Origin of the sequence: Marinobacter salinus (genome assembly GCF_001854125.1) — a bacterium.
GTDB classification, from domain to species: Bacteria; Pseudomonadota; Gammaproteobacteria; order Pseudomonadales; family Oleiphilaceae; genus Marinobacter; species Marinobacter salinus.
In genome coordinates this window covers 992123-1012744 of sequence record NZ_CP017715.1, presented here as the reverse complement: position 1 = coordinate 1012744, position 20622 = coordinate 992123, and the positions used below count along the sequence as shown (strand labels likewise).

The window sequence follows — 20622 nt, the reverse complement described above, 5'->3', positions numbered from 1 at the left end:
GCAGAACACGATATGCTCTTTACATAATTGAAGTTTTCCCAAACGGACGTGGGTAGTAGACGTCAGATGGAACCCATAAGTATTACCTTATCCGATTATGCGGATTTGGATCGTAAAAACGAGCCTGTCAGCCTCGGCATCCCCATCCCTTCGGGAGCCCTGAAAAGTACCTCTAACCTGCTTCTTTCCGGGGGAGAAGACTCACCGCCCATCCCTTTTCAGGCGAAAGAGCTCGCACACTGGCCCGACGGCAGTATTCGTTGGTTACACCTCAGTTTTCTTGCGACGCTAGGGGCGAATACTACCAAGCCGCTACGTCTCATAGCCGGCGCCTCTCCTGTGCCTGAAAAAACGGTAACCATTGAACATGCCAACGACACACTGTTTATTCAGACCCCAATCGGTAATTACGCCTTCCACCCCCACAGACTCGTCTGGGACACTGTCATCGGTGAAAACCCTGCCGCCAGAACGCAAATCTTTCTGACAGATGAGAGCCTTCAGAAGGCTGAGTTCATTTCAACCGGAGGCTGGGAAGTAGTCGATAACGGACCTGTCAGCGCGCATATCAAGCAAGAAGGCTATTGGCACCAAAACGACGGGACAGAGCTGCTCAGAATCACCTGTGAACTCTCTGTTTACGGAACACGAGGACTAACTGAGCTGGCTGTAACACTTCACAACCCACGCAGAGCCAGGCATCCGGGCGGTCTGTGGGATTTGGGCGACGAAGGGTCCGCGTTTTTCCGTGGCCTGAAGGTGGAGACCCAGTGTCCTGGAAACGGACGCCTCATTATCTCATCAGGGGAACCGAAGTCCTCCAACCCCGTTAAGTCAACTTTGTCAGCAGGCATCTATCAGGATTCAAGTGGCGGCGAGCATTGGGATAGCCTCAACCATATTGACCGCAACGGGAAGGTAACGACAAAGTTTTGTGGATTCCGGTTATCAGAGGGCGGGGAAACCGTCTCAGAGGGTTTGCGCGCCAACCCCCAGTTAACATGGGAAAATGAAGATGTGCGACTTCAAGTCGCCATGCCTAGGTTTTGGCAAGATTTTCCCACATCCCTTTGGGGTGAACGTGCCCGATGGGTAGCAGATTTGTTCCCGGAAGAATCTGGCCAACTCTATGAACTGCAGGGCGGAGAGCGAAAACGGCTCACCGTGTTCATTGACCACACAAAGGACAACGGCAATCTGGACTGGGTCTATTCGCCCCTGACTCCGAGTCTGGACGCTTGTGTTTACGACACTGCCGACGCATTCCCCTGGTTCCGTGCGGGCGCACCACCAGGACCACTTGAAAAACTCATCAGACAGGGCATTGAAGGGCAGAACAGCTTCTTCAAAAAGCGCGAAAAAATAGACGAATACGGCTGGCGAAACTACGGGGACCTGTTCGCTGACCACGAAACACTCTATCAGCCCGAAGGCTCAGCCCCGCTCATATCGCACTATAACAACCAGTACGATGCGATCTATGGTTTCGCCCGCCAATTCGCTCTGACCGGTGACCGGCGCTGGTATGAATTAATGGACGATCTTGCCCGCCATGTGGTCGACATTGATATCTATCACACAGACGAAGATCGCGCTGAATACAACAACGGCCTGTTTTGGCATACGGACCACTACCTGGATGCTCACACGGCGACGCACCGTACGTTCAGTCGTCATAACGACACCAGCAGCACCCCTGGCCAGACTGGTGGCGGACCGGCTGCTGAGCATTGTTACACTACGGGACTTTATTACCACTACCTGATGACCGGAGAGATAGCATCCCGGCAGGCAGTGCTTGACCTGGCAAACTGGATGGTATGCACTCACGAAGGCAATGGCGGTTTGCTGGAGCAGATCCTGGCTCTAAAAAAACAGGACATTCCCAAATTGAGAGCTCTGCTAAAGGGACAGCGACCAACCCGCCACCGCTACCCGTTCACTCGTGGCACCGGTAATTATATAAATGCCCTGTTGGACGCGTCCCTGCTGGAGCCAGATGAAAACTGGCTACGCCGGGCCGAAGAAGTCATCCTGGCAACCTTCCATCCCGCGGACAACATTGCAGAACGCAATCTTTTGGATGTGGAAACCGGGTGGCATTACCTGATACTGCTAAATAGCCTGAGTCGCTATTTGCTCATCAAAGGTGAGTCCGCCCAGTATGACTCCCGGTACCAATACGCGTTGGCTTGCTTCCGCCACTACACCCGATGGATGGCACGCAACGAAGAACCGTTCCTGAATCACCCGGAACAGCTCGAATTCGCAAATCACACCTGGGCGGCTCAAGACATACGGAAGGTAATGCTCATGCATCAGGCAGTATATTTTGACCCCACCCAGAAAGAATACTATCGGTCAAAAGCCACGGAATGGTTTGATTACGTCATCAAAACCCTTCAAGCCAGCCCAGAGCGTGATTTTTCCCGTATCCAGGTTATCCTTCTGCAGAACCATGGCCAATACGACGCCCTGCCCGAGTTGCCGGAAACGGCATTGACCACCGATCTGATTGATCATTTAAGAACGAAACCACCCACTCTATCGATAGCTGGCCTTCTTTCTAGAATCAGTCAACGGCTGGTCCGCGGACTCCGAGGCTTCCGCCCAAGCCGCGAAAGAGCCTGGCTCAACGCAAGGTGGTGACCCCGATGAAACCACGAATTCTGGCTAAAGCTACTATAAAAAAGCTCTTCATCGTTCTATTGATGCCTGTCTACCTGCTTTACCGCACTCTATGCTACGGAGGAAATCGGGACGGAACCTTTCAGTCTTTCTCCCAATCCCTAAGCTTGGTGCCTGGCAAACTAGGAATATACGTACGCGCAGCGTTCTACCACCTGGCCTGCCCTGAAACTTCGGACGATATTTCTGTGGGATTCCTAACAGTCTTTTCTCATTGGAACACCACAATTAGTCGAGGCGTATATATCGGGCCTCAGTGTAATATTGGCATGTGCCGGATCGGAGAAAATGTCCTTATCGGTAGCGGCGTCCACATACTTAGTGGCGGCCGACAACATGAATTTGGAGACGTCCATCGCCCCATTCAAGAACAGGGAGGACAATACGACAAGATTGACATCGGTAGTGATTGCTGGATCGGCAATCAAGCAGTCGTCATGTGCGCCACCAATAGTAAGAGCATTGTCGCGGCTGGGAGCGTTGTGGTCAGCCCCATGCAAAGCGGAGACATAGTCGCAGGGAACCCAGCCAGGTTATTACGTAATCGATTTGAAGCTTCCCAAGCAACAACACCATCAAGGGAGAGCGGTGAATGGGCTCAGTGAAAGAACAGATCTACTACGCCTCACCGATATGGCTGCAAAATCTCTTAGTCTCTGCCTATGGCTATCACCTCTACAGAAAGCGATATCAAGGTATATTCCCTGAAATTTTGACGCTCCTCAGGCAGTCACGAAACTGGACCCGTCAAGAAGTGGAAGCCTGGCAGGCAGAAAAACTCCACAACATGGTACGGCATTGCAGGCAAACCGTTCCATTTTACCAAAAGCTACTAGCAGAACATGGACTGACCGAGAAAGACTTTACCAGCGTTCAGGATATACGTAAGTTACCTATTCTTCATAAGGAAACCCTACGCCAAAACACGAAACGTTTTCGATCAACTGCAGAAAGAACCTATATGGTCCAGCACACCAGTGGCAGCACTGGTACGCCGTTGGCACTGGAAGTCGACGAATACACCTACAAACTGGCAATGGCACTTCTTGTCGATCATGAAGAGGCACACGGCGTACCCTTCGGCGCTCGGAAAGCAACATTCGCAGGGAGAATGATACAGCCGTCCAGCCGTCTGAATCCTCCATTTGCCAGATTTAACCGAGCCGAAAATCAGATGCTGTTTTCAAGCTATCACCTCAATAGCAGCACTTTTTCCTGGTATGCAAAAGAGCTCGAACGTTTCAGCCCTTGGGAATTGATTGGTTATCCATCTGCTATTTCCGACCTTGCCTCCCACTACTTGAACCTTGGAATTGAACCAGCATTCAGGCCAAGAGCCGTAATTACAAACTCCGAAACCTTGTTAGCGTGGCAGAAGGAGAGAATCGAGAAAGCGTTTAACTGCCCAGTTTACGATTATTACGGTACAGCAGAGTACGTGCTTTTTGCGGGCCAAGAAGGAGATGGTTGCTATCGCCTCAATCCTGTTATAGGGGTCACCGAATTACTCAATGATGCCGGCGCACCTGAGTCCGAAGGAAGACTGATAGCTACAACCTTGACCAATTATGCAATGCCCCTATTGCGGTACGAGATAGGCGACTCAGGTATGGCGGTTAACGAGTCCATCAATGACTCAGTGATACATAAACTTAAAAAAATCAACGGGCGAATCGATGACTATATCGAGATGCCCGATGGAAGACGTATCGGTCGACTTGACCATATATTTAAAGGGCTCAATGGTCTAATTGAAGCCCAGATCATCCAAAGTTCGATAAAACACTGCACGATAAAGGTAGTTTTTAGCGCCCCCCCTACCACCGCACAGCTCCAAACCTTAACTAAGAACTTCGAAATCAGGACTGCCTCCCAAATGGAGGTTAATATTGAACCCGTATCCAAAATCACAAGAGGTCCGAACGGCAAGTTCCGCAATGTTGTCAGGGAGTTCAGCATTGGGGGCCAAGAATGAGAATAATGTTTGTTGGCGATATTAACATCGGTGAGTACTACACGGCATTCGGACATGGCCCCAGGACCTACGCGGAAACGAGCGACCTTTTCAGCCACGTTCACAAAGTTCTTTCTAAAGCCGATTTCGTTGCGGGAAACCTGGAGGCGCCAATAACAAATCATGCTTATAATCCACAAAATGTTGAGAGCTCGGTTCTTCGTGGCGATCCCGAACATGCCAGACTCTTATCTTCAGGCGGATTCAAGGTACTACAGGTTGCCAACAACCATACAGTCCAACACGGTGCGAAAGGATTCAGCGATACCGTTGAAACTCTCCGAGCGATTGGTATCAAGCCAGTAGGCATTGAAGGTCAAGATCTGGTCACGCTTGAAGTTGGCTCTCAGACTATTGGCTTTTTGTCTGCGTCAGACGTCCCCGATAACACAGATCCGGGACAATCAAGCTACCAACGACTCAACTCTGAATTTTTGAACAGAGTTCGAAATTCTGTCAGCTTAGCGGACCACCTCTTTGTGATGCTGCACTGGGGTCTCGAGTCCTCCACTAGAACCCTGGACTATCAGAAATCCATCATCGATGAACTCTGCAGTATCGGAGTCAGAGGTGTAATTGGCGCGCACCCACATCTCTTCTATGAAATCTGGAGGCAGGAACAGGCCATTGTCGCCCCCTCTTTGGGAAACTTCGTTTTCGACTTGTTCTGGGACTCCCGACTTTGTGAATCAGGGATTTTAGACATTGAGCTTGAGAAAGAAGGCATTACAGCCTGTCGTGTATGGCCCGTGAATATATCGGAGCACGGAGGCTTTCCAATTCTGAAAGGCGCAGCTCAAGATGTTAATCACTTCATGAAGCTTTACGAGCATGGCCCTGATATGAGCGGAGAGCAGAGAAGGAAGCTGATGAGATTTTTAAAAGATTTTTGGAAAGGAAACCGAAGGCTGAAGAGTCAGTTCATCCTGAAAAAATTCGCTAGAAAAATATAAGGATTCAATATGAGCAAGGACTCTCTACCTTCTGTATCCGTCATTATTCCCGCTTACAACGAAGAACGTTATATTGAGCAAGCTTTAATAGCATTACGCAAAACAGATTACCCTAATAGCTTGATTGAAATAATCGTTGTAGACAATGGATCTTCTGATAACACTCTTCATATCGCTCAAAGGTATTCTGATCAGGTACTATGTTTGAAAAAAGGAAATGTAGGTGCGGTGCGAAACCTCGGAGCACGGTACGCTACGGCAGAAATTTTGATTTTCCTTGATGCTGACTGTTTGATTGATTCAAGCTGGATTTCTAGGGGAGTACGGCTGCTTAAAAATAACGAAAACACCGTATACGGAGGACCTTGTAAAACCCGTCAGAACCCTAATTGGATCGAGAAATTATGGCTTTTGGAAAACCCAAAATATCCAAGATTACAACCTGACCTTCTAGGCTCTTGTATCTTTATACACAAACAAAATTTCCAATCTATTAATGGGTTTAACGAGGAAATGACGTCGGGCGAGGATTCAGACCTCTCAGAGAGACTACGGAAAAATGGAGCTTCTGTAAAAATAGATAGGGCTTTGGCAGTTGTTCATCTTGGGAACCCTCAATCCCTAAAGGAGTTTTTTTCTCGTCAAGTATGGCATTCAGAAAACTATCTTCGATTCCTAAATAACTCGATTTCAGATTATATGTTTTGGATAGTAATATTATTTATAATTTCAATATTACTAATTATTTTTGGAATAATTTTATTGAATTGCACAACAATAATAATAGGTTTTTCTTCAATCACTTTACTTACCGTGGCCCTATCGGCCAAGCGCATATTACTTACACGATACTTTCCACAGAATATCAGTGAAATAGCCGGAATACTAATTCTTGATTTTTTTTATTTATCTGCAAGATCAAAAGGTCTTATAAAACCCATAATTAACAAAAAGTTCTAAAGACTACCCGAGAAAGAAATTCTCAGGGCTTTCCCGGGTTGTCTTCCACTTCAAATTATTCCACCACCAAGTCTGACGGCGGCGTTGGTGCAACATCACCCAGAGTATCGCTTACACCAAGATTAACAGGCATATCACTGCGGACAACAATATTGTCAATCGCATACCAATCTTCAAATAACTGGTCTGCGGGGTATGGGAAGAAATTGTCATTCCCACCGATGGCAATATAATTCCATTTCAGCATGGCGTTGTCGGTATTGGGCTGAACAAAAGGAATTTTCTCCCTATTCACAATTCGCTGGTCATTCACCCACATCCGGAATATTCCGTCAGCCGCCCCGATGGCTGAGTTCATGCGGACGTAGAAACCTAGTTTTGTCCAATGCTCGGTAGTGCCAAAAACTTGTTCGTGGGTGATAGGATCATACCGCCCAATGTCCTTGAGGTAGCCACCCTCTACCTGATTTACAACCAGTGGATCAGTGCCGCCTGGTGCTTCCTCAAGAGTGAAATAGCCATAGCCCAGGCTTACATAATCTGGATACTCGCCATTCAAGTAATAGTTATTACCTTCATCCCCCGGCCCCCCACGAAAGCTCAGGAAGTTACTCATTCCGTACTGGTCACGTTTGTAGTCCCAGAACACCAAAGGCCCAAGGCCACCCAAGGCCCCGTTGAAAAGGTCCCGAACCCCATCCCAGTGTCCGATTCTGAACATCTTGGATGCGTAGTTTGCGTAGTTAGCTCTGTGCCACCAGTTGTCGGAAAACCGAATGTAAAATTCCACATAAAGCTCGTCCACGCCCTGATCTAACAGTTTCACCAACTGACTGTCAGAGTTCCACTGATTACTTGAAGACTCCCGATACATCACCGCCGACTTTCCGGTTCCACCCATAGCTTTGTCAGCGTTCGAGGAAAGGATTTCCAATGTCGCGTGCTTGGATGGGTAACCAGTTTCTGGCGACCATGCTGTTGTTTGGTACAGCGCATTCCAGCCCTTAGGTAAAATGTCCCCGGAGCTGGACTCTTGGCGCTTCTCCGTTGTATGCATGGTGCTAGTAAAATCGGGTTGGGAATCAAAGTCCTCTTCAAACAGAACTTCCGAATGGAGCCCCCCGGATAAGAACACTGAACAAGCGGAGACTACGAAAACTAAACTTCTAAATTCTCTATTCATCATGCACCACTCACATTAAAAACAGCATATTGACTCTTGTGCGTGTCTTAACTTCACTGAACCTGAACAGTGACAGTTGGACTGTACGCACTCTCATTACCTGCAGTATCGACCGCCTTGACTTCAAAAAACCAAACACCAGGCTGTAGCTCTTCCGTTATCCTTACAGATGTTTGATTATCCCTTACCTCTACTACACTTACATCCGTAGCGCCGGATCCTGTTAGTTTAATCGCGTCAGCAATGATGTAACCGTCAGGTTCGCTGCCCAATCGAACCACTGCGGTGTTTTGGCCCGAAGTAAACTTCACCAGATCAACCCAAACTCCGCCATTCAAGGTTTGGTCAACTATTTCAGTTTGGGTTGTTTCTGTGCCGGAATCGTCTACAAAGGTCACATTATAAGTAGCTTGTTGTGACCGATTGAAGCCAGCTGTCCAACGAGCCTGTAATAAGTAGCCAGCACCCGGAACCAAATCGTAAAAACTCCACTTGCCAAAAACTTCCCCATTGCCTGGAGGAATTGGGTAATAGTTTTCCCCCCAATAGCCAGGAGTGTGAGAAGAAGGCGCCACCGTAGCGCCAACAATTTCAAAGAAGCCAGACTCATTGTCGATCAAAACGTCCGGTGGCTGTGCATCTCGATAGTAACGTACGACGTAGTAGGAAATATCGGATAGATCGAGCTGTGACCCATCTTCCCTAGTGGTAGGAGGGTCCCATGACACATAAATGCCACGCCCCGGAAAACTTGCTTCCGAATTGGCCGCCGTACCACCTTCGTATTCTTCCAGGTTTGTATACCCGTCTCCGTCCAGGTCCCCTGAAGCGTCACTCACAGTTGCGTTTAACCCGTAGCTAAGTTCATAGCTATCGGGGATTCCGTCACTGTCTGTATCAGAGTTCGTTGGGTCCGTCCTTACGTAGTATTCCTCCAGATTCGTTACACCATCGCCGTCGGAGTCTGCTGTTGCATCACTCGGGTCGTCAGGATTCAATCCGAATTGGGTCTCGAAGGCGTCGTCCATTCCATCGCCGTCAGAGTCAACAGCTACCGGTTCTGCCACCGATAGGGAAACCGGTACAAACCTTACTGCATCAGCGACAACATAGCCGTCCGCATCATCGATGAGTTGCACCCTGCCAGTCAGAGTAGACATTTTATAGGTGCCGAGCTTAAACCATTCGCCCCCTCCGGAACGTTGATCCAACGTTACCGTGTCAACAACCAGGCGATTCGCCTCATCCAGATGATGCACCTCATAGCTAGCATTCGAAGCTCGGTTGGAGTGAGAAGTCCAGCGAACATAAATCTCGTAATAGTCAATTAACTCGAGATTCCAGACCGCGTAATTGTCACCCTGACCCTTGGAGATAACGTGATAGCCCTCTCCCAGGTAACCGGAGCTAGCTGAAGAAGTAACCCAAGGCCCCTCAAAGAAAAAAGTCGAATCTGAGTCATCAACAATCACTTCCTCGCCTATACCTGCCGCTGTGGGAGGAAACCTTTCTTCAAATGGGGAGGGCTGGATTGCACACCCGGCAAGCGTCGCGAGCCCACCCATCAGCAAAATGTCACGTTTTCTCCCGAGCATACCCCACCCCTTTGGATGTCGTTAGTTACCAAAACGTAAAGGTAACTAAAAGAGTGGCACATCTGCCCAATAGATCCAGTGACCGGTTATAAGAAATTGCTCTAAAAAATTATGCTAAAGACCAAAAATAAAAACGCTGATTATTTAAAGGTAATTTTATTATAAAAAATAAAATAATTTAAAAAATTAAATTTTGTTATAATTTATCCATACTTTTCATTTATATATCTTACACACTCATAAAGCTTTTCTTTTTTGGCACTCAATATCTTATCAGAGCTAAGAATAGGTTCACTATAAGCTATTACCTGTTTTAAAGAGCGTAAAAATAGCTCCTCTTTTATTAATTGATACGGTATTTTTAAATACCTATAATAACCGTGCTTAGTCGGGTTCCAAATCAAAGGAGAAAGACTGTGAGACTGGTATTTTAATTCTAAGGAAGAAAACCAATCCTCCCATTTAAACCGGTTATGTTCATGAACATTGACTGGGATCCATGGCACTCGCATCGTGTCGGCGAGTATTGCACCGTGCATAGCTTCAGTAATGACAAGGTCGGCTCCAGAAACAGCTGCTATAAATTCATCAAGGGGCACATTTGGAGGCAGGTAGGAAGCACCTGCTCTTTTTGCCATTTTACTTAGTGGGATCCCTGCAGACCAGTCCGTTTTAAGGTGGGGGATGAAAACTATTCCCTCATTGCGTTGTTGCTTTGGGATTACTGGGTAAAAATCAGATAGGAGAACAGCACCATCGCAAATCCCCCTTTCTTTTTTTAATCGTAACTGTTCCGCTGAATTCGGACCTCGGACACAGGAAAAGTCCCATGAATCATCGAAAGTTCTTGTCAACCCTCCATACCCTACACCTGAAGAAAAGACGATCTTTTTAGGAAAATTTCGTAGAAAGTTAACATTTTTATCATTTATTAGAGTTCCTATACCAACAATGCATACCTCTTTACTTTCGATTATTTCAGGCAAAAACAACTTCCGCAAGAGCAGTGGATTGATGTCGTCTCCGAAATTTCTGGTACCTTTATTGGTAGAAAAATCCGAATAATAAAATATTGCCAAAAGATTTTACCTCACCACATTAACTGTTATTTATAATCGTGCCTACCAGATTGCGCAGCTTACTGTATTTAAAAGATGACGCCTGAAAACTCTGCCATGCAAACTGTATTGCAAGACGGCGGTTTCCGCATTCTCTGTAGTATAGCGAGAGCAAATAGGTTTCGAGCTCCAATTTATCCGAAATTTGACTTTTATAATTTTTTAGCAAAGGCTCTTTTAATAATCTTTTTAGCATAATGGGGGAGTAAGGCGTCCTTGCACCGGTACCCTGTGACAGGCCTGTGGTTCTGATCCGATAATACGCATCAGGATAACCAATCAAGCCAACACGCCCTGTTTTTGTTGCTCCCCTTATCCAAAGATGATCATCCTCTGCCCGGATAAGAGCCTCATCAAATCCTCCGAGCTCCATGAACAGGCTTTTCTTCATCGTAACTCCCCCCGTCCATGCTAGCGGTGCCTTTATAAATATCGGAGCAATATCTTCTGTAAGGATATAAAGCCCGCAGGTTCCGGCTTTTTTGAAATAAAACTTCCAATAGTCATTAACATCAGTTTGCAGCTTGGCAGGACTTTTGTCATCCGCCTGCCAGCGAAAAAAGTCAGAACTGAAAAATTCACAACTGGGCGCCTTCGAAGCGGCGTCCCTTCGTTGTGCTAACGCATTTGGCTCGAAGAGATCATCACTGTCCAGGAAGCATAACCACTCCCCTACGCAAACGGATGCACCGTAGTTTCGTGCTCCCGAGGCGCCCTTGCCTCCTTTGTTCACAGCCAGCTTCACGCGTTGATCTTGTTTATTTATATCTTGGATAATGCTCGTTGAGGAATCTGATGATCCATCATCAACAACGATTAGTTCGAAATCTGTTTCCGTCTGTTCAAGAACAGATCTAATGCTCTCCTCAAGGTAACTCTCTGAATTAAAGCACGGCATTATAATGCTGAAAAAAGGAGTGCTTTCGCTCTCGCTTTGGCGCTGAGAGGCCTCTACCAATGGATCGGAAATCATAAGCTCAACCTTCCACGAACAAAAGCAATTGCCAAGCGTGCCCGATCCCGAAGGCTAAAAGAGTGACCCGGAATACCTCGTGCCAACTCAACCGCTTTAGTAAACTGAGATGTCCAGTAATAGGATCGGAATAACCTTTTAGTGAACTGGTCTTTTTGCTGTTCTACCATTTCCAGCAAGGTCTCCGGCAACAGCCCCTGATCAAGAAGATCCAGCAAAATGCTCACCTCCCCTTCCAGATTCTTTACATATTCCGCAGAAAAGTTTTCGCCATGTTTGTTAATCAGGACAGTTTGCTTGGTGCAAATCACCCCATCAGAGATCGCTGCCATCCTCGCGGTCAAATGGAAGTCTTCAGATGGCCAGCGGGAGACGTGCTTGCATATACCACCGGTTGCCTGATAAAGCTCGCGCTTGAATAGGAGACACGATTGAAAGCATGCCTGAAACTCCAACAAAGCCCTCAGGAAAGGTTGCTCGCAGCGGTAGAAATGCTTTGATTCCCGCCATAACTCACCGGTAAGCTGCTCAAACCAACCTTCTGGAGCAAACTCGAACTTGGTATGGTCCGGCTCGTCAGTCGTTATAAAGTTAGCGAAGTAAAGATTGCTCTCGGGGAACTTAGCTTTAGCACTGAGAAAACTTTCAATATGGTCGGGGCGCCAAAAATCGTCACTGTCACACAAGGCAATCCAGTCACCCTGACTGTTTTCGATTGCTGTCTTACGTGCAATGGCGGGGCCGCTATTTTCGATTTGAATCAGCTTGACCCTACTCCTGTAGGGCTCAAGTGCCTGTTCGAGATTATCGGTAGATCCGTCATCACAGAGAACGACCTCATCCACAGGTATGCTCTGCTCAAAAATGTGATCCAGTGTCTTGCTAATCCAGGCCGCCCGATTATAGACCGGAATTGCCACCGATATTGATTCCTTCAAAGTTGGCTCCCTCTATATCACTTGTGCTATTTGGCCTTTATTATTTTCCTTGAAGCTACCCCCTTCTACGACTCACCCAAGTCGCTCGATCGCGCGAACAGCAAGTTCATCCCAACTAAAGTTTTTTTCCATGTGAACACGACCGGCTTGGCCCATCTTATCGAGTTGTGAAGGGTCACCTAGTAGTTCATTGACTTTGTTGGCCAGCGGCTCTGGTTCTGTACAGTCAACAATTACTCCTGTGTCGCCCTGAATTAAAGTCTCTCGTGTGCCTCCGGCGTCACCGGCTAACACTGGGCGACCACAACTTTGTGCTTCCAGGAGCACCATACCGAAACCTTCATCATCATTATTGACCCGACGGTTGGGAAGTGCGAACAAATCACACTGCTGGTAACATTCGAGCATATCCTGGTCATTGAGTTCCCCAGCAAACTCAACCAAATCGCGCACTTTCAGCGATGACGCCAATGAGCGGAGTGCTGACTCCTCCTCGCCTCCCCCCACGATACAATAATGCGCATCCGGAATTTGATTTCGGATCAATGGCAATGCACGGATCATCATATCGTGACCTTTTCTCTTCTGGAGACGACCAACTGTGAGGACAACTCGTTTACCCGGCCACCTGCTGGGGCGATTCTGGCTCGCTGGCCTGAATCTATCTACGTCCACGCCAGGAGTCATGACAACCAACTGGTCTTCTATCCCCCACCATGAGCGCAGAATATTTGCGGTATTTTCACTATTTGCGATGATTTTCTCAGCATGACGCATCACCCACCGGGTAAGGATAGAAATCTCCCGGCTAGTCCTGGCAATTTCAACGTCTTCACCATGCACGTAGCATGTATAAGGAATGCTACGGCGCATTTTGTTAAGCAGTGCTACCAAGCCTTCAGGCATTAACCGCCCACAGTGGACTTGTTGGATGGAATGGGAGCGGGAGATCTGGTCCACTCTTCTCCACAGTTTCCAATAAAAGACTAAGCCCTTTAAGGATGCGATTCCCCAGACGGGAGAGCTTAGCGAATCCCGGAAAACTCTGTGGGGAAACTCAGCGTCGGCGGATTCGCTGTCCGGATTTTCATCCGTGAGAACCTGAACGGTACCGAAAGGGAAGCGTCTGTATATCTCCCAGAACCAACGCCCGCTACCACCATGAGTAGGTGGGAAAATTTCCGTAATCAACAGAGTTTTTCTCATATCTCTCCCTGACCTGTCTATGTCCTGCTTTTCGCAAAAGCTGATTTCAAGAACTGCGAGCGATGGTCCGCCGAAAAAGGAAACCCAGCTCAGTTGCCAAAGGGTGGCGCAGCAAAAAGAGTGAGGTAAGCCATATAATGGGCAGGCAAAGCGCTATAGCGCCAACAGGCTTCCATGCATTATCCGCCGAAAACGGCACGACGAATGATATTGCCCAGGTTGCCAAGCCACAAACAATCGAAATAATAACGTTTGGCAACAACGCCCCGAAAAACTTCATGACTTTTAGCCCCAGCGCGTTTCGCAATATCCAGCTAACCAGCCCAATTTCAATGACACCGAGTACCAGGAAAGATCCTGCCACGGCATTCAAACCGAGTGGAAAGCTGATGATAACCAGGGCAACAGCGGCGACCAAAATGATGAGTTCCTTAAAGAGCATAAGCCGCTCTCTGTCTACAGCTACTAGCAGGTTATTTGAAAAGTTATGCGTGGTTCTGAGAATCAACCAGAGTGCCATAAAGGATGCTACAGGAGCAGCTGCATCCCACTGGGGGCCGAAAAAAATACGAATCGTGGGAAGGCTTGCAATTGCCGCCACAGTCAATACTGGCCAGATTACAGCACTAAGCATCAGGACAGCTCGAGTGTAGGCATCCAGTATGTTCCCCTGCTCCCTTTTAACTTCAGAAAGATAGGGCAACACCACGGGCGACACCCCCATAAACAGTGTTCCTGCAATGAAATCCACAAAGCCCAACCCCCTGGAAAAGAGCCCTACCTGGGCCGGTGTCCCCATTTTGCCAATCACTAAATCCGGGATAATCTTCACTCCGCGCTTGAGGAGGTTCGACCCTGAATTGTAAAAACCAAATATGGCAATTTCCTTTACATTAGAGAAGCTCGGCTTCCAATAAAGCGATGATTCAGAGCTAAATAGCACCACCAAAAGTTCAATCAGCGTTTTGACGGCAAGAGCCCAGGCCAACGCGTAGTATCCGAATCCCATTTTTATCAAAACAATAGTAGAGACAAGCGAAGCAACAGATCCGGCAAAATTGACCAGCAACACGAGGCGGAAATTAAATTCCCGATTTACCAACGCGATCGGAATGCTAATGAATGGCGCCAGGAAAAAGTTAATAGAAAGGATATAGAACAAGGTCTCTATCGCTTCTACATTGTAGAAGCCAGCGACGGTAACACCAGAGAAGGCAACTGTAATTCCCAGCCCCCATGAAATAAGTACGGTTAGTCCCAGCGCTTGCCGAATTTTCTGTTCACTCAGCTCCTTTTCCCTGATCAGGTAATCGGCAGCACCTAATAATTTGAACTCGCTAAGAACCGTTACGATTGCGCTCGCTATGGCAAATACGCCGATCTCTTCGGGCGTCAGCAGCCGGGCTACGATCATGGTCGTCGCAAGACCGATCAGTCGCGCACCATATTGAGACAAAGACGAATGAAGGAGAGCTTTTCTAACCCTGGACATGGCTTACGCTGCTCTTTCCATGATTGTGGGGAGGGATATCGCCCTAGAACCGCTAAGCCTTTTCCCACTATACCGAGGTGTCTTCAAAATAAGGGGCAAGGAACTCATCGCCCGGGCCTCATAATCGGAATTATCTTCCGGAGTTCCGGCAAGAGCGGGTGTCTGAAAACTGCCAGCAAGATCAACCAGATCGGCGGCATGAACAGCGCCATATACAAAATGCTGACCAGCGCAGGTTGCTCATCGAAATTCAAGAAATCTTTGATAAAGACAGTCGCAAGTGTGCAGCCAGACGCAATAAAGATATTAGGTAGCCATGCCTTCACCAGCCGCCCTACAGACAGATGAATGTATTTTTTCAGCATCCATGTCGTCACAACGGCCTCAACCAGGCCTGAAATGATGAGCGCCTGTGCCACTCGTTCGAGGCCATAGGGGAAACTTATGAGGATGCAGACTATAGCGGACCCCAATACCACCGCATCTCTAACGACCATCTCCCGCTCTATTCCGGCAGCAAGGAACAGGTCGTACGAAAAGAAAAATACTGACCTTATTGCAACCCAGAGCGCAAGCCAAGTCGCAATAGGTGCTGCCGCATCCCATTGGTCGCCGAAAAAGATTCTGATTGCAGATAGGCTGACCAAACTGCCAACAGCCAGCACGGGCACCACCATACCGCCCAGCAATACGCTTGCTCGCAAAAAAGCGTAGGCGAGGTCACCCCCTTCGCGCCGGGTACCGGAAAGGTAAGGAAGAGCTATGGGGCTTACTCCAGTCGCCAGCGACTGGAATATAAAGATCATGAACCCCAGCCCCCGAGAAAAAATACCTACCTGGTGGGTATTCCCCAGTTTTCCTATGACCAGATCCGGTGCAATCGTGAGGGCCTTGCGCAAAAGATTCGATGTGGAGTTAAACACACCAAAGCTCGCAATCTCGCGCAGATTTTTGAAATGCGGAACATAACGCATAGACTCGGGCGAATAAAACAATGAAAACATGACAAACTGCGTAATAATTCCCAATGTATAGCCCCACGCCAGCGCGAAGAAACTGAATCCCATCAGGATTAACGATATTGTTACAGCCAAATTCGCTAGTGCGCCAGCCAGTTGAACCTTGAAAAGAACATCAAAATTCATCTCCCTGGCATAGATGGAAAAAGGGAGGCTGATGAAAGGTGCTAAGAGGAAACTGATTGAAAGAATGCCAAATATCGGCACGATTGGAGCCAGTTCGTAAAAATTGGCAACAAGGGGCGCAGAAAGAAATATCCCTGCACCCAGACCCCACGAAATCATCATGGTCAGCCCCAAAGCCGATCTTACTTTCTCAACCGTTAACTCCTTTTCCCTGACCAGATAGGCTCCTGCGCCCAGTACCCTGAACTCGCCTATGACCATTACAATCGCACTTGCCACTGCAAATGTGCCGATTTCCTCAGGACTCAACAGACGGGCGACGGCCATTGTCGAGACCAGACCCAGAATCTGAAGACTATAGCCCGTCAAAGAGGAAAAAATGATGGCACGGCGGACGTTGGGCATAATGACCTCAACGCTCCAATAACTGGAGATACAGGCTTTGGTATTTGTCCGTCATTGCCGCAGCCGAAAAACCTTCTTCAAACCTCCTTAACCCGGCATCTCCGAGGTAACTACGCAAAGACCTGTCCTCGATTAACCTGCACAAGGCTCCTGCAAGCTGCTCGTCTGACCGGGACGGAACCAGGATTCCACTCTTTTCATTTTCTACAATTTCCGGATTCCCCCCCACATCCGTCACAACGCACGGAATACCAAGGCTCATGGCTTCAAGAAGCGTCATGGAAGTGCCTTCGGTATGTGAGGAGAGAATAAAAATATCGAAGATCGATAGGTAAAGGCCTGGTTCAGTCTTGAACCCTGTAAATATCACGCGGTTAGTTATTTTCAGTATATTGGCTCTGTCTTCGAGCATCTTTCGGTCAGGGCCATCTCCAACGAGAACCATTCTACACTCGGGGTGCCTTTCTAACACTCTGGCAAACGCGTCCAACATCATTCCCTGATTTTTGACCGGATCCAGGCGCGCTACCGTGCCTAAAACCGGGACTCCGAGTGGGACTCCCAAAGAGACTTTGGTTCTCTCACTATCTTCCCGTGTCACCTTGAGTGGCTTTATACCGTTGTAAATGACCTCGATTCTGCGTTTGGGAATAAACTCATAACGCGCCAGCGCAGAACGAGTGGCTTCAGATATCGCAACGATACTATCAGTTACCATCGCCAATAACCGATTGGCCAACAAAGCTTTATACCGATAACGATCTGGGTGGAACCGACCATGCTCTGTGAATACCACAGTTTTTCCTTTTCCCACTGCCGCCAATGTTCCGTACACCCAAGGAGTGTATTGATGGCAGTGAACAATATCGATAGAGCCTGTATCTATCAGGTGCCTGATCTTTTTAACCAGAGAAAAGTCCAGGCCGGGGTTCCTTTTGAAAGCGATAATTTCCGTTCCTAGTTGCTCTAGTTGTTTCCCAAGCTCTCCTACCTCACCATCAATACACACAATAATATTGGTAAACATTGAATCGGGCAGACTGTCAACCAGTTGGCGTATAACCTGTTCGGTCCCGCCAATCCCCATATTAAAGGTGATGTGGAGCACTCTTAAAGATTTACTTTTAGGCGTCACCAGGTTACTCCAACTTTCTGTTATTTATTATTCTTCGCCTCAGATAAATTAAAGACAATAGGGTTAGGGTGCCCGGAAATAGCCATTTCAAAATATATGTAGCTTCCTCAAAAATATATCGAAGAGTCATAAAATGATAGGTATCTTCGAAAATTGAATAATCCTTATTATATATATAAATCAAGTCGGAAACTTGTTGCCCCTTAACACCAGCATTTTCATACTTATTTCTAAAGGCACCGGGTTTTTTTCTCAGAATTTCTAACGATGCATCTAACGAAACTCCAAAATCAGGATCCAACAAACCCCACTTTCTATTCTCATTTTTATACTCTACAATCACATGTCCATCGAAAGAAATTATTCGATTATCAATATTATATTTATCAAGTATCGTTGATAATGCCGTAGAAGCATCTCCGCATATACCAATGCCACGTTTTATACTCCGAAGATAGTTCGCATAGTGATACCTCTCGAATTGAGGCAACCCAGAGAATTTCCCCACTGCCCATAAAAAATAGTTTTCCCAGATTGGAACTAGCTGCCTATATTCCGTAGGACTGACGGAAGTCCATTTAACGTGAACCAAGCTCTTATGGACAATCTGATTTGCCTCCTCCGCCAACTCTGAAATGGAACCCCCTGACTTGAGCTTTTTAATTTCGGATTTGGATTTTTGATAGCTCCAAACCTCTTCGGGTATAAGTCGTAAGTGCTCCTGATCGTTTACGCCAAGGCCCGGCTTCCGTATATCTTGAGTCAATCCATAAATGTTTATTGCCAGTAATGTCACCCCAATAACAAGGCAAATGAGGGCGACAGACTTCATAATATCCATATTATTTACCATCAAGCGCCTCTACTAATCAGTTCAAGTCTGCCGACATCAATGTTTCTGAAAAGGCTCGATTGCCATTAGCCATAGAGGTAGTATTCGGCCCTAGCCAAATGGCGAACACAACCAGCGACCACAACTCCTGAGTGTAATAGTTGTCACCCGCCAAGTGGATACTCCACATTCTGCTGGTTTCGCTTATATCAAAGAGGGCAGACAAGGGACCCTGTTTATCCGTAAGCGCGGGGTTCGCGATGTCGAAGAGCTCTTTCCGAAGCCAGTCAGCCAGAGGAACTGAAAACCCCATCTTTTTACGATAAAGGATGTCATCCGAGAGGAGGCGCGAGAACGCTTTCTTCAAGATGAATTTCTTTTCCTTGCCTTTTAACTTCAGCGCAGACGGAATGCCTGCCGCGTATTCCACAACCCTGTAATCCAACAGCGGCGCTCTTGTTTCCAGAGAGTTTGCCATACTCATGCGATCAACTTTTACCAGAATGTCCCCCGGCAGATAGGTCTTTATATCGGTATACAGAATGCGCGACAGGTGGTCTTCGGCCGGCGCATTCCGGTAATAGTCGCGGGTAATTTTGCCAGGGTCATAATCCCGTGTATGCCGGGCAAGCTCGGGGCTGACCACGCGCTCCCAGACTTCCGGCCTGAAAAAGCAGTTGGTCATAAAAAATCCCTGTCCCGGGCTCATGGCCAATGTGTTCAGCAATGTCCGGGCTCGCCGAGTCATCAAGCCGGGGATCATACCCGCCATATTAGCTAGGGACGGAAAGATGCCCTTCCGGACAAATTCCGGCAACAGCCCTCTAAGCGAGTTCTCTATCGCATCCGTGCGGTATTTGCTGTATCCGGCAAAATTCTCGTCCCCGCCATCACCAGCCAGGGCAACCGTCACCTCTTGACGGGCGAGCTGAGACACAAAAAAGGTGGGAACAAACGAAGGATCCGCAAAGGGTTCGTCAAAGAAACGGGCGATTCTTTCAAAGTTTCCGGCGACATTTTCCTTAACGGTAAATTCGTGGTGGTCCGTGCCAAACTGTTCGGCTACCTGACGGGCATACTTCACTTCATCGAACTCTTCAGAACCAAAGCCGATTGAGCAGGTGGTTATCGGCCGGGCGGCTTGTCCTGCCATCAATCCGACAATGGCGCTGGAATCCACTCCGCCACTCAGGAAAGCCCCGAGCGGTACATCACTGACCATTCTGAGCCTAACGGCGTCGTCTATAAGGTTATAGAGACCATCTTCAATGTCGCTCGCGCTTGAGTGGTTTACCTGATCAAAACGAACATCCCAGTACTGGTGCAGTTTGACGCTTTTACCATCGGTTCTGAGCCAGTACCCTGGAGGAAGCTTGTAGAGGTTTTTGTAAATTGTCTTCGGGTCAGGAATGTATTGGTAGAAGAAAAAATCCTTTACCGCTTCGTAATCCAGTACCGTCTCGAGAAAAGGGAGCTGGCGCAGGGATTTGATTTCAGAGCCAAAGGCAAACTCACCACCCGCCCGATAGTAATAGAGTGGTTTTTTGCCCAACCGGTCCCTCGCCAGAAAAAGCTCTCTGGCCTCTTTGTCCCATATTGCGAACGCGAACATTCCGTTAAGAGCGTCAAGGCAGCAGTCCCCTCTGAGCTCAAAAAGCGCAAGCAGCACTTCGGTGTCTGTCTGAGTCTGAAATTGCACCCCCTCGTTCCTGAGCTCTTCGCGTAATTCACGGTAATTGTATATCTCGCCATTGAACGCAATCACGTACCGGCCGGAAGCAGAAGTCATTGGCTGGTTACCCGCATCACTGAGATCGAGAATGCTCAGGCGTCGATGAGCCAGCGCTATGTGGCTGTCGAGGTAGCTTCCCCCTGCGTCGGGGCCCCGGTGTATGATTGATTCCCCCATTCGGTTCACCCAGGACTGGTGAGCATCCCGGTTCGGGGTTGCACTTAACCTCATGAATCCGGCGAGACCACACACG

General features: G+C 47.9%; 15 protein-coding genes. 4 read left to right on the top strand and 11 right to left on the bottom strand.

The features are described from left to right. Positions 1-66 precede the first annotated feature (66 nt). From BKP64_RS04655 to BKP64_RS04635, 4 genes are all read left to right on the top strand, one after another. The gene (locus BKP64_RS04655; protein WP_070966622.1) at positions 67-2649 is read left to right on the top strand and encodes an RIFT barrel domain-containing protein; all 2583 of its coding nucleotides are present in this window, start codon (positions 67-69) and stop codon (positions 2647-2649) included. A gap of 631 nt (positions 2650-3280) precedes the next feature. Continuing rightward, positions 3281-4663, top strand: a complete 1383-nt coding sequence (locus BKP64_RS04645; protein WP_070966616.1) for a phenylacetate--CoA ligase family protein — start codon at positions 3281-3283, stop codon at positions 4661-4663. Between the two features lie 5 nt (positions 4664-4668). Beyond that, positions 4669-5655, top strand: a complete 987-nt coding sequence (locus BKP64_RS04640; RefSeq protein WP_070966613.1) for a CapA family protein — start codon at positions 4669-4671, stop codon at positions 5653-5655. Between the two features lie 9 nt (positions 5656-5664). Continuing rightward, complete coding sequence (locus tag BKP64_RS04635) at positions 5665-6615, top strand: glycosyltransferase family 2 protein (RefSeq protein ID WP_070966610.1); 951 nt, start codon at positions 5665-5667, stop codon at positions 6613-6615. A 55-nt stretch (positions 6616-6670) separates the two neighbouring features. Here the strand turns inward: BKP64_RS04635 and BKP64_RS04630 are convergent, their stop codons facing one another. From BKP64_RS04630 to asnB, 11 genes are all read right to left on the bottom strand, one after another. Beyond that, positions 6671-7801 carry a hypothetical protein gene (locus BKP64_RS04630; protein WP_157755401.1) on the bottom strand — a complete coding sequence of 377 codons (1131 nt, stop codon included), beginning with the start codon at positions 7799-7801 and terminating at the stop codon, positions 6671-6673. A gap of 50 nt (positions 7802-7851) precedes the next feature. Then, positions 7852-9393 carry a golvesin C-terminal-like domain-containing protein gene (locus BKP64_RS04625; RefSeq protein WP_070966606.1) on the bottom strand — a complete coding sequence of 514 codons (1542 nt, stop codon included), beginning with the start codon at positions 9391-9393 and terminating at the stop codon, positions 7852-7854. A gap of 203 nt (positions 9394-9596) precedes the next feature. Next, positions 9597-10379 carry a polysaccharide pyruvyl transferase family protein gene (locus BKP64_RS19010; protein WP_157755400.1) on the bottom strand — a complete coding sequence of 261 codons (783 nt, stop codon included), beginning with the start codon at positions 10377-10379 and terminating at the stop codon, positions 9597-9599. Positions 10380-10491: 112 nt separating this feature from the next. Next, positions 10492-11484, bottom strand: coding sequence for a glycosyltransferase family 2 protein (locus tag BKP64_RS04620; protein ID WP_070966603.1), 993 nt, complete (start codon positions 11482-11484; stop codon positions 10492-10494). Next, positions 11481-12422: a glycosyltransferase family 2 protein gene (locus tag BKP64_RS04615; RefSeq protein WP_083329144.1), complete on the bottom strand. Its 942-nt coding sequence runs from the start codon at positions 12420-12422 to the stop codon at positions 11481-11483. The genes BKP64_RS04620 and BKP64_RS04615 overlap by 4 nt, the downstream gene beginning before the upstream one ends. A gap of 72 nt (positions 12423-12494) precedes the next feature. Continuing rightward, positions 12495-13628 carry a glycosyltransferase family 4 protein gene (locus tag BKP64_RS04610; protein ID WP_070966598.1) on the bottom strand — a complete coding sequence of 378 codons (1134 nt, stop codon included), beginning with the start codon at positions 13626-13628 and terminating at the stop codon, positions 12495-12497. Positions 13629-13674: 46 nt separating this feature from the next. Next, positions 13675-15120 carry an oligosaccharide flippase family protein gene (locus BKP64_RS04605; protein ID WP_070966595.1) on the bottom strand — a complete coding sequence of 482 codons (1446 nt, stop codon included), beginning with the start codon at positions 15118-15120 and terminating at the stop codon, positions 13675-13677. A 104-nt stretch (positions 15121-15224) separates the two neighbouring features. Further along, positions 15225-16670, bottom strand: a complete 1446-nt coding sequence (locus BKP64_RS04600; protein WP_070966591.1) for an oligosaccharide flippase family protein — start codon at positions 16668-16670, stop codon at positions 15225-15227. A gap of 7 nt (positions 16671-16677) precedes the next feature. Beyond that, positions 16678-17805 (bottom strand): glycosyltransferase, encoded by a 1128-nt coding sequence (locus BKP64_RS04595; RefSeq protein ID WP_227515506.1) that lies wholly within the window; start codon positions 17803-17805, stop codon positions 16678-16680. Positions 17806-17809: 4 nt separating this feature from the next. After that, positions 17810-18646 (bottom strand): hypothetical protein, encoded by an 837-nt coding sequence (locus tag BKP64_RS19615; RefSeq protein ID WP_070966588.1) that lies wholly within the window; start codon positions 18644-18646, stop codon positions 17810-17812. Positions 18647-18674: 28 nt separating this feature from the next. Then, positions 18675-20621 carry an asparagine synthase (glutamine-hydrolyzing) gene (gene asnB / locus BKP64_RS04585; RefSeq protein ID WP_083329143.1) on the bottom strand — a complete coding sequence of 649 codons (1947 nt, stop codon included), beginning with the start codon at positions 20619-20621 and terminating at the stop codon, positions 18675-18677. Position 20622: the final 1 nt, after the last annotated feature.